Annotated in this window: 13 protein-coding genes; 8 read left to right on the forward strand and 5 right to left on the reverse strand. The window is 73.1% G+C overall.

What is annotated here, in order from left to right; translation table 11 throughout:
• Nucleotides 1-131 precede the first annotated feature (131 nt).
• The 3 genes from OG753_RS36265 to OG753_RS36275 all read left to right on the forward strand — a co-directional run bounded on the left by OG753_RS36265 (nucleotide 132) and on the right by OG753_RS36275 (nucleotide 3,135).
• Nucleotides 132-1,328, forward strand: coding sequence for an MFS transporter (locus tag OG753_RS36265; RefSeq protein WP_405791626.1), 1,197 nt, complete (start codon nucleotides 132-134; stop codon nucleotides 1,326-1,328).
• A 94-nt stretch (nucleotides 1,329-1,422) separates the two neighbouring features.
• On the forward strand, nucleotides 1,423-2,385 hold the full coding sequence (locus tag OG753_RS36270; protein WP_327265997.1) for an AfsA-related hotdog domain-containing protein: 963 nt from the start codon (nucleotides 1,423-1,425) through the stop codon (nucleotides 2,383-2,385).
• 63 nt (nucleotides 2,386-2,448) lie between these two features.
• On the forward strand, nucleotides 2,449-3,135 hold the full coding sequence (locus OG753_RS36275; RefSeq protein ID WP_405791629.1) for an HAD family hydrolase: 687 nt from the start codon (nucleotides 2,449-2,451) through the stop codon (nucleotides 3,133-3,135).
• A gap of 35 nt (nucleotides 3,136-3,170) precedes the next feature.
• Here the strand turns inward: OG753_RS36275 and OG753_RS36280 are convergent, their stop codons facing one another.
• The 3 genes from OG753_RS36280 to OG753_RS36290 all read right to left on the reverse strand — a co-directional run bounded on the left by OG753_RS36280 (nucleotide 3,171) and on the right by OG753_RS36290 (nucleotide 5,639).
• Nucleotides 3,171-3,695 carry a hypothetical protein gene (locus tag OG753_RS36280; protein ID WP_405791631.1) on the reverse strand — a complete coding sequence of 175 codons (525 nt, stop codon included), beginning with the start codon at nucleotides 3,693-3,695 and terminating at the stop codon, nucleotides 3,171-3,173.
• A gap of 280 nt (nucleotides 3,696-3,975) precedes the next feature.
• Entirely contained in the window at nucleotides 3,976-4,926 is a 951-nt protein-coding gene (locus tag OG753_RS36285) for an RNA-binding protein (protein ID WP_327266000.1), read from the reverse strand.
• A 233-nt stretch (nucleotides 4,927-5,159) separates the two neighbouring features.
• A complete protein-coding gene (locus OG753_RS36290; protein ID WP_327267034.1) occupies nucleotides 5,160-5,639 on the reverse strand; it encodes a MarR family winged helix-turn-helix transcriptional regulator in 480 nt (159 codons plus the stop codon).
• Nucleotides 5,640-5,850: 211 nt separating this feature from the next.
• Between OG753_RS36290 and OG753_RS36295 the strand changes: the two genes are divergently transcribed.
• The 4 genes from OG753_RS36295 to OG753_RS36310 all read left to right on the forward strand — a co-directional run bounded on the left by OG753_RS36295 (nucleotide 5,851) and on the right by OG753_RS36310 (nucleotide 9,648).
• Complete coding sequence (locus tag OG753_RS36295; RefSeq protein ID WP_327266001.1) at nucleotides 5,851-6,981, forward strand: NADH:flavin oxidoreductase; 1,131 nt, start codon at nucleotides 5,851-5,853, stop codon at nucleotides 6,979-6,981.
• Between the two features lie 163 nt (nucleotides 6,982-7,144).
• On the forward strand, nucleotides 7,145-7,819 hold the full coding sequence (locus tag OG753_RS36300; RefSeq protein ID WP_327266002.1) for a HEAT repeat domain-containing protein: 675 nt from the start codon (nucleotides 7,145-7,147) through the stop codon (nucleotides 7,817-7,819).
• A 3-nt stretch (nucleotides 7,820-7,822) separates the two neighbouring features.
• Nucleotides 7,823-8,863: a MerR family transcriptional regulator gene (locus tag OG753_RS36305; RefSeq protein ID WP_327266003.1), complete on the forward strand. Its 1,041-nt coding sequence runs from the start codon at nucleotides 7,823-7,825 to the stop codon at nucleotides 8,861-8,863.
• A gap of 359 nt (nucleotides 8,864-9,222) precedes the next feature.
• On the forward strand, nucleotides 9,223-9,648 hold the full coding sequence (locus OG753_RS36310; protein ID WP_327266004.1) for a subtilase-type protease inhibitor: 426 nt from the start codon (nucleotides 9,223-9,225) through the stop codon (nucleotides 9,646-9,648).
• A gap of 250 nt (nucleotides 9,649-9,898) precedes the next feature.
• Here OG753_RS36310 and OG753_RS36315 read toward each other — a convergent pair whose 3' ends face one another.
• Nucleotides 9,899-10,324 (reverse strand): hypothetical protein, encoded by a 426-nt coding sequence (locus OG753_RS36315; RefSeq protein WP_327266005.1) that lies wholly within the window; start codon nucleotides 10,322-10,324, stop codon nucleotides 9,899-9,901.
• A gap of 319 nt (nucleotides 10,325-10,643) precedes the next feature.
• On the opposite strand from OG753_RS36315, the gene OG753_RS36320 reads away from it, so the two are divergent.
• Complete coding sequence (locus OG753_RS36320) at nucleotides 10,644-13,556, forward strand: BTAD domain-containing putative transcriptional regulator (protein ID WP_405791635.1); 2,913 nt, start codon at nucleotides 10,644-10,646, stop codon at nucleotides 13,554-13,556.
• Here the strand turns inward: OG753_RS36320 and OG753_RS36325 are convergent.
• Nucleotides 13,507-14,406 (reverse strand): alpha/beta fold hydrolase, encoded by a 900-nt coding sequence (locus OG753_RS36325; protein WP_405791637.1) that lies wholly within the window; start codon nucleotides 14,404-14,406, stop codon nucleotides 13,507-13,509. The two genes, OG753_RS36320 and OG753_RS36325, sit on opposite strands and share 50 nt — an antisense overlap.
• Nucleotides 14,407-14,539 lie beyond the last annotated feature (133 nt).

The following is a 14,539-nucleotide window of genomic DNA, read 5'->3' on the forward strand; positions in this document are numbered from 1 at the left end:
CCGCGCCCGGCATCACCCGGCCCACCCGGCCCCACCCGTTCCGCGGAAGCCAGGCCCGAAAGCCCGCCCGAGAGCCGCCCGAAGGCCAGGCCCGGAAGCCCAACCCGGAAGCCCAACCCAGGAGCACAGCCGTGCCCATTGCCGTCATCGCCCTGTCCCTCAGCGGCTTCGCCATCGGAGTCGCCGAGTTCATCATCGCGGGGATCCTCCCCGACATCGGATCCGACCTCTCCGTCTCCATCCCCACCGCTGGACTGCTGGTGTCCGGGTACGCGCTCGGCGTCGTCATCGGCGCCCCCGGCCTCACCGTCCTGTGTGCCCGCACCGAACGCCGTAGCCTGCTGATCCGGCTCATGGTGCTCTTCCTCGCCGGAACGGTGCTGTCCGCCGTCGCCCCCACCTACGGGCTGCTCATGGCGGGCCGGGTGCTGTCCGCCCTCGCCCACGGCGCGTTCTTCGGCGTCGCGATGGTGGTCGCCTCCGATCTCGTTCCCGAGGACCGCAAGGGCCGCGCCGTGTCGATGGTCGCCGCGGGTCTCACCCTCTCCACCATCCTCGGCGTCCCGGCGGGCACCTTCATCGGCCAGCACTTCGGCTGGCGCTGGGCCTTCTGGATGGTCGCCCTCTTCGCCGCGATGGGCCTGGCGGGCATCATCTCGCTCGTGCCCCGTACCCCGGCGCCCGAGGGCACCGGGCTGCGCGCCGAACTGACCGTACTGCGCCGCCCCCAGGTGCTGCTGGTCCTGCTCACCACCGTGCTCGGCTTCGGCGGCGTCATGACCTCGTACACCTACATCGCCGAAATGGTCACCCAGGTCACCGCTTTCGCCGACGACGCCGTCACGCTGATCATGGTGCTCTTCGGCGTCGGCATGTTCGTCGGCAACCTGGTCAGCGGCCGGATCGCGGACCGCGCCCCCAAGAGCGCCATGTGCGGTGCGCTGGCCCTGCTCACCCTCGTGCTCGGCGCGTTCACCTTCACGGTGCACGACAAGACGGCCACCTGCGTGACCGTCTTCCTCTTCGGCGCGGCCACCTTCGCCACCATCGCCCCGCTCCAGATGCGGATCATGACCAAGGCCGACGGCGCCCCCACCCTCGCCTCGGCGTCGAACATCGCCGCCTTCAACCTCGCCAACGCCGCCGGCCCGCTGCTCGGCGGCAGGATCATCTCGGCCGGCCTCGGCTACCCCGCCCTCAACTGGGCCGGTGCCCTCGTCACCCTCGCCGGACTCCTCCTCGCCGGGCTCGGCGTGGCGGCGGAGCGCAGGGAGCGGGCGGCCACGTCCGCCGTCGCCTCACCGAGCGGCAGCGCAGCCGTGCACTGAACGCCCGTGGATCCGATCCGTGGATCCGATCCCTTGTGGATCCGATCCCTTGATCCATCGAGCTGTTGAGCCATCGATACGAAAGGAACTCACCGTGGAAGCAACCGTCCTCGACGCACCCCCCGGCTCCACCACCCCCGCCTACGACCGGACCGTGTCGCGCTCGCTCGTCCACCGCTGGTCCCTGTCCGAGGTGTTCCTCACCGATTCCGTCGCCACCGGCGAGGGCACCTTCACGGCCGCCGCGCAACTGCCCCTCTCCCACGGGTACTTCCGCGACCACACGGCGGGACGTAGCTTCCACGACCCGCTGCTGGTGCTGGAGAGCTGCCGCCAGGCGGTCACCCACGCCGCGCACATCTACGAGGCGGTGCCGCGCGACACCACGTTCATGGTCACGTCCTGGACGCTCGACATCACCGAGCCGCAGGCGCTGCGATGCGGTGAACGGCCCGGGGAACTGCGCATGGACGCGGAGGTCACCGAACGCGGCCGGCGCGGCGGACGGCTGCGCCGGCTGGCCTTCGCCATGGACCTCACGCTCGACGGCCACGTCCTGGGCCGGCTCACCATGGACACCAACTGCACCCCCACCGACCAGTACCACGCCCTGCGCCGCATGCAGCGCGGCACCGCCGTCCCCACGGCGTTCACCCTGCCCGCCGAGCCCGACGGAGCGCCGGTCGAGCCGGCCCGGGTACGCCGGCTGGACCCGGCGAACAGCGTCCTGGACGCCGTACACATGGACCCGGCCACCCTCACCGCCCGGCTCAGCCCCCGCACCTTCCGCAACCGCAGCATGTACGACCACCCCTACGACCACGTCCCGGCCATGGTCTTCAGCGAGGCGGCGCGCCAGTGCGCCCTGCTGCTCGGCCCACAGGACACCGCCGCCCGCGTCCTGCAGCTGCACGGCCGCTTCCTGAAGTTCGCGGAACTGGACGACGAGGTGCGCCTGTCCGCCGTACGCGAGGAGGACGGCGGCCGGGGGGCCCTGCGGATGAGCGCCGTCCAGCAGGACGAAACAGTGGCCGAAGTACTCGTGGCACTGGGCTGACCCGGCCTCCCCTTCCCTCCCCTTCCCTCCCCTTTCCCCTCTCTCCTTCCTCCGGAGTTCTCCGTGACCACGGCACTGCCGACCACCACACACGCCGTCGCGTTCTTCGACGTCGACGAGACGCTCACCACCGTCAAGACCATGTTCGACTTCTACGACTTCTTCCTGAACGCCGTCGGGCACACCCCGCAGGAACAGCAGAGGCTTCAGCAGGACGCCCGCGACCTGCTCCGCCCCGGCCTGCCCCGGGAGCAGGGCAACCGGCTCTTCTACCGGCGATTCGCGGGCTACGGGGCGGAGCGGACGGCGGCCGTCGGCCGGGACTGGTTCGCACAACACCTGCGCAGGGGCGGCTTCTTCCACCAGGACGTCCTCGCGGCGCTCACCGTGCACCGGGAGCGGGGGCTGGCCACCGTCCTCGTCTCCGGTTCCTTCCCCGCACCCCTGGAGCCCGTGGCCGCCCACGTCGGCGCCGACGTGGTGCTGTGCACGCGCCCGGAGATCCGGGACGGGGTGTACACCGGGGAGGTGGAGACGACGATGATCGGCGATGCCAAGGCCCGGTCCGCCCGGGAGCTCCTGTCCGCGCGCGGCATCCGCCCCGAGGAGTGCCACGCGTACGGCGACCACGTCTCCGACCTGGGGCTCCTGCGCCTCGTCGGCCATCCGGTCGTCGTCGGCGACCACCCGGACCTCCTGACGGAGGCCGAGCTGCACGGCTGGCCCCACCTGGCGGGCGTCCCGTCCTGACCCACCCGCCACCCCGCCCGGCCCGCCGGAGCCGGCTACACGCAGACCGGCGGGTCCGGGTAGGAGCAACCGGCGTAGGTGGCGCCCTCGTAGGTGATGCCGCCTTCCATCGGCTGGTCGCAGGTGCCGCAGTTGACGGCGAAGGACGGGTTGACGCGGAGGAAGGCGGCGTTCTTCAGCTCGAAGATCGCCTTCACCGCCTCCGCTCCGTGCTCCTTGATCCCGTGCTGCAGGAAGTCGAACGCGCTGAACTCGTGGCCCTTCTTGCACGCGAACCGGCCGAACCGGAAGGGGCCGATGTCCGGGATCCCCAGCTCGGACTCGATCCGCGCCTTCTCCTCGGCCGACACCGGTTCGAGCCGGGAGGCCTTGACCAGTTCGGGAGTCCAGTGCAGGTCCCGGAGCGTGCGGGCCTGCTCACGGGACAGGTAGAAGGAGGCGGTTCTACGGCTCTTGATGGTCTCCTGCACGAGGGCCACGATCGCGTCGTCGTCCGCCGAGACGACGACCTTCCCCCTGCCGACAGCTGATTCGATCTGGGCCAGCAAAGAATTGTCCACGACGCATCCTTCCAGGTCTGCATCCTGAATCCGGTCTTGCGTTCGCGGGGAACTATTCCGTTCGGCGGCCCTGTTGGGCAGCCGCCACACGGGGGGCCTCACCCACACGGCAGTCCCACCGGCCCGCAGGCCGCGGTGCCCGGCCGGCGGGACGCGCGCCCTCCGGTCCAGGGGGCCTACGGGCAGTTGGACTTGCCGGCCCGCCGCCCGGGCCGTACGGCGCAGGGGGCGGAGCCGCCCGCAAGCTCCTCCAGAGCTGGCCCATCCCGGACTGACCGGGTCACCACCGGGCGCGCAGTACTCCGTCGTCGTCGGGCAGGACGCCGCAGAGCAGCGGTTCGCGTGCGTCGACGTAGAGGGACAGGGTGCACGCCGCCCGCGCCCCGGCCAGCAGGACGGCGAACTGCTCGTATTCGGTGTCGTCGACGATCGCGGCGCTGATCGTCCCGTCCTGCGCCTCCCAGACGATCTCCACGGATTCGTCCTCGGGCAGCGCGGCGAGGACCGCGCCGACGTCAGGGGTCAGGTCGGGCCATACGGCCAGCATGGCGCGCGGGCCGAGACCGGCGCGCACCGTGTCGAGGTTCTCGGCCGTGAGCCGGTGCCAGCGTGCGGCGTTGCGGACGAAGGTCTCCTCCAGGAGCGCCGTCTGCCGTGACGCGAGCACCGTGCGTACGCGTGCCCAGAAGTCCTCGTCGGCGGCCTCGGTCATTTCCGGTTCATCGAGATCCGCCGCGTAGGGCGAGCCCGTGATCGGCTCCGGGAAGAGGCCGAGTTCCCGTGTGCGGGCCACGGCTTCGGTGCAGGGCCGGTCGCTGACCACGTACACGTACTGGTCCCATCCGACGTGGACGGCGAACGCGTCCCCCACCTCCAGCCGGCACCAGGCGCCCTGGTCACGGAGCATGCCCCGGATCAGCTCCAGCGCCACCGGGAGGGAGACCTCGGCCCCGTCGTGGTAGCCGGTGAGGTCGGGCGGGAAGAGCCCGGCGAGGCCGTGCCCCTCCGCGGCCGGCTCCAGGCCGAAGTGGACGAAGCCGGTGACCCCGGGCTCGCGGATCTCCAGACGGTCGATGCCCGAGGCCTCCGCGAAGGCGGCGATCGCCGCCAGATACGCCGCTTCGACCGGCCCGTGGTCACTGGCCGTGTCCTCGGCGCCGTCGTAGTGGCCGTGCTCGTCGCGGTCGGCGGGGTCGTACTTGGTGATCCGGTGGACGATGGACGGCGGCACGCTGCTCCCTGGACGGTCAGAAGGGGGGCCAGCGTAGTTCCCCGGTCCCGTCCGTAAGAGAGGCACCCCCGGCGGCGGGCCCGGGCCGTCTCCTCCCCGGATCCTGCCGGGCCCGCGGCGCCCGGGTGCCACCGGGTCCGCGTACGGCCGGCGTACGGGTGATGCCCCTGGCGTCGCCACGTGACCTCGGGACCTGTGAGCCCGTGCCGAGGGAGTCGGCCGCGCGGGCGTCTCTACGGGGCGGGAGTCACGGGTGCCCGAGGGGCCGTCGGGTGGCATGCGGCGGGGGTGTCGTCTTCCTCCGTGCGCGGCCAGTACCGTCCCTCGAGGGCCTCCGCGCTGCGGTTGAGCCGGACCAGGACGTCCTCCAGCTCCCGTACCTCCTCGGGGGACCAGCCGGCGACCACCCGGGCCAGGCAGGACCGGTTCACCTCACGGTCTTCGGCGAGCCGGCTCCCGCCCTGGACGGTGATGCGGAGCTTGCGGGCCATGCCGCCGTCCGGGTCCGCGACGCGCTCGGCCAGTCCGCAGCGCAGGAGCGCGGCCGTCTGGCGGTTCACGGTCGAGGTGTCGAGCCCGAAGGCCTCCGCCAACTGTCCGATGGACATGGGGCCTTGCGTCTCGATCCGGCTGAGCAGCAGGTACGCCGACCGCTCCAGACGTTCGGGGTCGCGCTCGCGCCGCGCAAGCACCTGGTGCCGCGAGAGCAGCATCAGCTCCCGCTCCAGTTTCTCCAGCACTGAGCCTCCCGCTCCTTCCGGCGCCCCATTATCGCCGACCCGTGGACCGGCGGACCCCTGCCGGGGTGGCCCGTGGGCGGCGCCGTGCGAGGGCCGGGCGGCAATATGCATGATACATAGCGTGTGTACTATGCACTTCTCGTTGTCACCCCGACGAGCCACAGCCTCACCCCGGAGGACCCGCATGACCATCACCACGTCCACCGCCTCCCGCGCGGCCGAGATCCTGTCCCGGCCCGTCACGCTGAACGGCCTGACCGTCCCCAATCGCATCGCGATGGCTCCGATGACGCGGATGTTCTCCCCCGGCGGTGTGCCCGGCGAGGACGTGCAGGCGTACTACGCCAGCAGGGCCGCCGCGGGTGTGGGCCTGATCGTCACCGAGGGCACCTACGTCGGCCACGACTCCGCCGGGCAGAGCGACCGCGTCCCGCGGTTCCACGGCGAGGACCAGCTGGCCGGGTGGGCGAAGGTCGCCGCGGCCGTGCACGAGGCGGGCGGCACGATCGTGCCCCAGCTGTGGCACATAGGCATGGTGCGCAAGCAGGGCGAGGCGCCGTACGCCGACGCGCCCGCCGTCGGCCCCTCCGGCATCCGCGTGGACGGCACCGAGGGGACCGGCAGGGCGATGACCCGCGCCGACCTCGACGACGTCATCGGCGCGTTCGCCGACGCCGCCGCGGAAGCCGCGCGGATCGGCTTCGACGGCGTCGAACTGCACGGAGCCCACGGCTACCTGCTCGACCAGTTCCTGTGGGAGCGGACCAACCGGCGCACCGACGCGTACGGCGGCGACTCGGTGGCCCGCACGAAGTTCGCGGCGGAGATCGTGGCGGCGGTCCGCGAGCGCGTCCCCGCCGACTTCCCGGTGATCTTCCGCTACTCGCAGTGGAAGCAGGAGGCCTACGACGCCCGACTCGCGCAGACCCCGCAGGAGCTGGAGGAGATCCTGGCCCCGCTGGCGGCGGCGGGCGTCGACGCGTTCCACGCCTCCACCCGGCGCTACTGGCTCCCGGAGTTCGAGGGCTCGGACCTGAACCTGGCGGGCTGGACCAAGAAGCTCACCGGCCGGCCGGCCATCACCGTCGGCTCGGTCGGCCTCGACGGCGACTTCATCCGCGCCTTCGCCGGCGAGGGCGCGGCGCTCGGCGACATCGACAACCTCCTGGACCGCATGGAACGCGACGAGTTCGACATGGTCGCCGTCGGGCGGGCGCTGCTCCAGGACCCGCACTGGGCGGCGAAGGTCCTCGGCAACCGCTTCGACGAGCTGAAGCCGTACGACGCGGCGGCGCTCAGGTCGCTCAGCCGGTAACCGTCCGGACGGCCCTGTCCGAGGGACGGCCCGTGACGTCGGTCCAGCTGACGCTCTGGCCCGGGCCGGCCGGCCGGATCGGCTCGATTGCACGGGCAGGGCGACGAGCTCTTGACCTTGACACGGTGACAAGGCCTTCACTGCGGTCGAGGAGGTGGTTGCGATGACCACGGAAGAAGAGGGACAGGACCCCCGGACGGTGCGAGCGCTCCGAGGGCTGGAGGACGGCAACGCGTCGGTGCGGCTGCGGGTGGCGATGGGGATCGGCCTGGACCCGCAGCCGCGTTTCGTCGAGAAGCTCGTCGAGCAGTGTGCGATCGAGCCCGATTTCTCCGTGCGCGAGACGCTGACATGGGCGCTCGCCCGTCACCCGGCGTCCGTCACGGTCCCGCGGCTGATCGACGAGCTCCGTTCCGAGCGGGCGCAGGCGCGCAGTCAGGCGTTGCACACGCTGTCCAAGATCGGGGAACGGCAGGCGTGGCCGGCGATCACCCGGGCGCTCCTGGCCGACACCGACGACGAGGTGGCGCGGAGTGCCTGGCGGGCAGCGGTCGTGCTCGTGCCCGAAGGGGAGGAGGCCGGGCTGGCCGGAGTGCTGGCGACACAGCTCGGGCGCGGCGGGCGTGAGATGCAGCTCAGCCTCAGCCGGGCGCTGATCGCCCTGGGGGAGGCCGCATTTGCGACGCTGGGCGCCGCGATGACGGATACGGACCCGCGCGTGCGCCATCATGCGGTCGCGACGGAAAGGCTGCTGCGCGACCCGGATGCCGGGTTCGACCTCGCGATCGAGGAGGCGAAGCGCGTTGCGGTCCTGCAGGACACGCCAGGAGGAGCGTAGGCAGTGTTGATCGGTGATGTGGCCAGGCGGTCCGGGGTCAGCGCCCGCATGCTCAGGCACTACGACTCGCTGGGCCTGGTGCGGCCGACGGGACGCACCGTCTCCGGATATCGGGAGTACTCCGGCGAGGACATCCGGCGGATCTTCCACGTCGAGAGCCTGCGGTCGTTGGGGCTGTCGCTGCGCGAGGTTGCGCGGGCCCTGGACGACCCCGGGTTCAGGCCCTCCGAACTGGTCGACGACCTCGTCCGCCAGACCCGGGAACGCATCGCCGCCGAGACGGCGCTGCTCACGCGGCTGCGCCGGATCGGCTCCGCGGAACCGGCCGACTGGGCGGATGTCCTGCAGACCGTCGCGCTCCTGCACGCGCTGGGCTCGGAGAGCGCCGGGAAGCGTCAGCGCGCTGCGCTCTCCTCGGGCGAGGACGTGCCGGTACCTGTGGAGGCACTGGTCGAGGCGGCGTTGAACGAGGCGGACACCAACGTCGCCGGTGCCCTTCGGTGGGCCGTGGCGCAATCGGGCGATGCCGCGCTGGACCTGCTGGCGGAGGGCCTGGTCTCCTCACTGGCCGAGGTGCGGGAACGAGCCGTCCGCTCCATCGCCGAGATCGAGCACGAGCGGGCGACCGCCCTCCTGCAGGACGCCCTCGCGAGCTCCGACATCGTGGTCCGCAGGCATGCGGCCCTCGCGCTCGGAGCGCGCGGAGTGCTCGGAGTCGGAGGGGGCGCAGAGCCTGGGGCGGCCGACGCGGTCCGGACGCTCGTCGACATGATCGTCGAGGGGGTGAGCGACGTGGACGCGGCCGACGCGCTGAGCACCCTGGCGGGCAGCCGCCCGGCGATGGCCGACCGGATCGCCGCGACCCTCGTGGGCCGCCTCCCCCACGGCCCCGAGGGGGCGCCCGCCCGGCGACGGCTGACCCAGGCGCTCGCGGACATCCCCGGGGGTGCGGCCGCACAGGCCCTCGCGCGGCTCGCGCACGACGAGGATCCCGCCGTTGCGCTGACCGCGAGGTACATCCGCACGCTCCGCGAAGCGCGGTAGCGGGTCCGAGATCCGAACGCGGAATGGTTGATTCCGTGAGCAGTGCGGACGTGCCACCGCATCGATCCGGTCACTCTGATGAACAGTGTGATGAACGGTGAGTAGCCGCCACCTGGGCCGCAGGTGCGGGAGGCCGGGTCGCGCCGGTCGATGTGCGCTGCTCCCGCACGGCCTGGACCTGCGGGCATCCGGCGGGAGCTGCGCGAACATCCCCGGGCTACCGATATTCGAACGAACTGTCCGTAAAACGACCGCACTTGTGCGGCGTGCCTTTGGATCTGACAGGCTCGGGCCCCGTTGAGTGCCGCACAAGAGCTGCGGCGCGCCTCACAGCCTTCGAATCGAAAGCGAGCCTTCTCATGCGTCACCGCTTAGCCAGCGTCTCCGCCGCCGCCCTGCTGTGCCTCGCCGGCGCCACGGGTGTGGCGGAGGCGAGCCCCGAGAGCCTGCACGCCCCCTCCGCGATGGTCTTCACCGTCATCCAGGGGGACAACGCCGCCACGGGCACGGTCGTGCGGGCGACCGTCCTCAGCTGCGCCTACACCGCCGAGGGAACGCACCCCGCCCCGAGGGCCGCGTGCGACGCCCTCAACGCCACCGGCGGCGACTTCAACCGCCTGCTGGCCGCTCCGAACGCGGGCCGGGCGTGCCCGCGGCACTACGCCCCCGTGACCGTCACCGCGGACGGCGTCTGGCGTGGTGGCCATGTCGCGTGGAAGCACACCTTCTCCAACGCGTGCACGATGTCCGCGAGGCTGAACGGCAACGCGGTCTACGCGTTCTGACGCCGCCGGGCGTTCGCGCAGCGGACGGTTCGCGCTGCGAACGGCTGCGCTACCGACGGGCCCCGGCGTGGTGGGGGCGGGGCCGGCGCCGGGGCAGGCCGCCTCGGGGGACGGGCGGCCGGCCCCGGCGGACCGGGGGACGCGGTCGTGGGGGAGTCGGGATGCCTGCCGCCGGGCCGGGGACACCCCCGTCACGGGCGCAGCGTGCTCTCCCCGGATCGGCGGTCGGCGGCCCGCCGGAGTGGACGGGTCAGTTCTGCCAGGGGGTCCAGCTGCCGCTGTTCAGGCGGTGCCGGGACCAGCGCTCTCCGTCCATGCCGACGATGGAGATGGTCGGGTTCCAGGTGTTGTTGCCTTCGATGCGGACCCCGCTGCGCACGGTGCCGCCCATGGAGGTCCAGTCGCTCCAGGAGCCGCCGGCGTACTGCCAGCGGGTCCACACCGCGAAGTCGGTGCCGATGATGAAAACCTGACGGTTTCCGGCCGGGTACGTCATCCAGGCCTCACCGTACTCACAGATGTAGTCACCGCCGAGACCGGACACGTGGCAGTAGCCGGCAGCGGCGGCGGGCGCCGCGGCCTGCGCCGGGGCGGCGGCGACACCGACCAGGGCGGCCCCGGAGAGTGCGAGGGTGGTGACCGCGAGGGCGGACCGGCGGAGGATGGCCAAGGTCATGTGTGTACTCCCCAATCGGGATGCTGGCGGAACGACTTGACGTTCCGAACACTTCCACCGGCCGCAAACGAAGCTCTAACGGCCCGCTAACGGTCCCCTCCTGCGCCCGGCCTCCCCGCCCGCCTCCCCGCCCGCCTCCCCGCGCCTGCCACCCGCTCCCGATGCCGTCCTTCCGGACGTTCGACGGCGGAACGAGCCTTCCGCGATTGGCCGAGGCCGTACTCATGCCGCCGGATCAATCCGACTTATCCTCAGTCGGGGGCTGTCACTGCAGGAACAGACCGGTACGAAGCGGTACGGATCGACAAGGGTGGGCTTTGTGCAGTTCCGCGTGTTGGGGCCGGTCTCCGTGACGACGGCGAACGGAGGTCCGCTCCCGCTCGGCCCTGCCAAACGCCGGAGCCTGCTGGCCATGCTGCTGGCCCACCCGAACACGCCCGTCGGGGTCGACCGGCTCACCGAGGCGCTGTGGGACGAGGAGCCGCCGAGGCACGCGCGCACCGTGCTGCAGGGACACGTCTCCCGATTACGGGCGGTCCTCGCGCAGCACGGCGCCGCCGCACACGGCGTGGAACTCCTCACCCAGGGAGCGGCCTACCGGCTGCGCCTGCCCGAGGCGCTCGTGGACGCCCACCGCTTCGAGGAATCGCTCCGGCTCGTCCCGCGGCACGCGGACCCGGGGGAGGCCGTGGCACTCCTGCGCGAGGCACTGGCCCTGTGGCAGGGGCCGGCGTTCTCCGGGACCGTGCACAGCGCACCGCTGGAGGCCCCCGCGCACGCGTTGGAGGATTTGCGCCTGACGGCCGTCGAGGCGCTGGCGCACGCGTACGGGCGACTGGGCGACCACGGATCGGCCGCGTCCGTGCTGCGCGCCGAGGCCGCCGCGCACCCCTTGCGGGAGCCGCTCGTGGCCCAGCTGATGCTGGCCCTGGCCCGGGCGGGCCGGCAGGCGGAGGCGCTGGACCGGTTCCACCGCACCCGGAAGCTGCTCGCCGACGAGATCGGCGTCGACCCGTCGGCGGTGCTCACCGACGCGTACAACACCCTCCTGCGCGCCGACACCCGCACGGACACGCACATGGACGCCCACGCGGACCCCCACAAGAGCACCCGCACGGACACCGGCACCGACGCCCGGACGGCCCGTGCGGCGGCCGCCACACCGCACGCTGTCGCAGTACCGCGCGCGGCCACCATGCCGCACGGGGCCCCCGCCGGGCCCGCTGCCACCCCCCACCTACTGCCCCGCCGGCCGCGGGGCTTCACCGCGCGGCAGGACGAACTCGCCGCACTCGACCGGATCACGACCGCGACACCCGGCCCCATCGCCACCCTCACGGGCAGCGCGGGCGTCGGCAAGACCGCGCTCGCCGTGCACTGGTCGCACCTCCGCCGCGGCGACTTTCCCGGCGGCACGCTCTTCGCCGACCTGTGCGGCTTCAGCCGCACACCGGCCCGCGACACCTGCGCCGTGCTCCGCGAGTTCCTGCTCGCCCTCGGCGTCCCGGTCGAGCGGATGCCGGGCTCGCCCGCCGCCCTCGGAGCCCGCTACCGCGAACTGACCGCCGGGCGCCGGCTGCTGGTCGTACTGGACAACGCCCTCGACTCCGAGCAGATTCGCCCGCTGCTGCCCGGCGGGGACGACTGCGTCACCCTCGTCACCAGCCGCGACCGGCTCGACGGCCTGGTGGCCACGGACGCCGCCCGCCCCGTGCCGGTCGGCGCGCTGCCCGCCGCCGACTCCACGGCACTGCTGGCCGCCGTACTGGGCCCGGAAGCGGTGGCGGCCGAACCGGAAGCCGCCGCGCGACTGGCCGGTCTGTGCGACGGACTGCCGCTCGCGCTGCGCGTGGCCGCCGCCCGCCTCGCCACCCGACCGCACCGGGGCCTGGCCTCCTTCGCAGGTGAACTCGCCGACGAGCAGCACCGGCTGGACCTGCTCAAGGCGGAGGACACCGGCGTCGCCGCGGCGCTCGGCCTCAGCCTGCGGCATCTGCGCGAACCGGCGCGAGGGTTGTTCCACCACCTCGGACCGCACACCGGCACCACGCTCGACACCCCGCTCGCAGCAGCCCTCGCCGACTGCCCAACGTCCCAGGCCGCCCTGGCGCTGGACCAGTTGGCCGCGGCCCAGCTGGTCGTCGAGACGGGTCCGCAGTCCTATGTCGTGCACGACCTGGTACGCCTCTTCGCCCGCAGCCTGGCTCCCGATCACGAACCGGGCGGACTGCTCCGGCTGCTCGACCACTGGGTGCAGACCCTGCTCGGGGCGTGCGCGGCCGCGGAACCGGGGGGCGAGCCGTGCTGCGCCCTCCCTCCCGGGGCCCGGCGTTCGGCCCGGATCCGCCGGTTCGCCGACCGGACGGGCGCGCTCGCCTGGTACTCCGCCGAGCGAGGCACCTTGCGGGCAGCGGTCGAGGCTGCCGTCGCGGCGGGCTTCCACGACCGGGCCTGGCGTCTCGTCCTGCTGCAGTGGCCGCTCGTCGTGTGGCAGGTCCGCGACGGCTGGGTGCCCTTGCTCGAACAGGGCCTGGCCTCCGCGGAGCTCGACGGTGATCCGGCGGCCCAGTCCCGGGCGTTGGCGCTGCTCGGCTGGGTGCTGTCCGAGGAGGGCAGGCCGGAAGAGGCGCTGCTGCGGCTGGAGCGGGCCCCCGGTCTCGCCGTCCGGGCGGGGGACGCCGAGGGGGAGGCGGTCGCCCGGATCAACCTGGCCGTCGCGCTCATGCGGCAGGGGGACCGCGAGCGGCCCGGCGCGCTGTTGGCCGGCGCACTCGCCCTGGCCGAACGGGAGGGCCTCACCGAGACGGTCACGCTGGCGCACCAGCACCTCGCCCAGCACCTGCTGTCGGTCGGCGCCGCCGAAGCCGCCGCCGAACACGCGGCCCGCGGACTGGCCCTCGCCGCGCCGGTGCTGGCGGCTCCCCGGCGGGTGGCCCTGCGCACCCTCCACGGTGAGGCGCTGGCCGCCGTCGGGCGTACCGGCGAGGCCGTACGCCAGCTCTCCGAAGCGGTCCGGGAAGCCCGGGCCAACGCCTACGAGGAGGGCGAGGCCGCGGCGCGGGCGGCACTGGACGCGCTGGCGGCCCCGGCACCCGAGCCGAAGCCCGAGCCGGTGCCAGTGCCGGTGCCCGAGCCCGATAGGCGGCCGGCGTGGAGCGTGGGCGCGCGGGGGCTCGTCCCGCTCAGCGGGTGCCGCTCCGGTCCACGATCAGGCGGATCGCCGCGATCGTGAGGTCCGGGTCGTGGAGCTGGACGTAGTGGTCGCTCCCGGTCGCCAGCAGGTGAGGGGTCTGGGGCCGCAGCTCCACCAGCGCCTGCTGGGCCTTCGGCCAGGCCGTCTCCAGCTCGGCGAGCAGCTCCCTGGACATGGTGGGAGGCGCCGCGAAGGGCTCGGTCTTGCTGAGTACCGCGACCGGGACCGGCGGGAGCGGACCACCGCCGTCGATGGCGCCGACCCCGCCGTCGATGTCGACCTGCTCGAAGGCCGGGTCGTCGTCGAACGGCGTCCCGGGGTGCCGCAACGCCTCGACGTACGCCGCCCAGTGCGTCCCCATCGCGGGCTTCAGCGCGGGCCCGAGCGCATCGACCAGGACCAGCCCGCGGACCTGTTCCGGGTGCGTCTGCGCGTACCGCAGGGCGAGCATCCCGCCGAAGGAATGCCCCACCAGCAGGTACGGGCCCGGCACGCGCCCGGCGGACAGCAGCCGGTCCAGGTCCTGGACCATGGCGGCCAGGGGCCGGGTGCCGGTCACGGGCGTACTGCGCGTCGTGAGCGTCGGTGGCTGGGTGTAGCGGATGGTGCCGGGCCGGTCGTAGGTGCACACCCGGGTGAACGCCGCGACGCCGGGCAGCACCGCCGGGGACTTCGGAACCGGCGGCGTGGTGTCGGTCAGCGACCACGGGTCGGAGGCCTCGTGCAGCCCCGCCAGCAGCACCACGGTGGGGCTTCCGGACCCCGAGCACTGCAGGTACAGGCTCCGCCCGCCGCCGATGTCCACCTGCCGACCGGAGTCCGCGGAGTCCCCGGATCCCGGTCCGGCGACGGCCGTCACCAGCAGGACGGCGGCCACCGCAGCTGCCATCCCTCCAGGCACACGCCATCGCATACCCCCAGCCTCCCGCGCCACCCGCTGCCCCGCCAGCCGGCGTACCGGCGGGGGGCGTCCCCGAGGCCCGGGTCAGGAACCCGGGCCATGAACGATCAGGATCCGCGCT

Source organism: Streptomyces sp. NBC_00029 (assembly GCF_045160505.1).
Classification (GTDB): Bacteria; Actinomycetota; Actinomycetes; order Streptomycetales; family Streptomycetaceae; genus Streptomyces.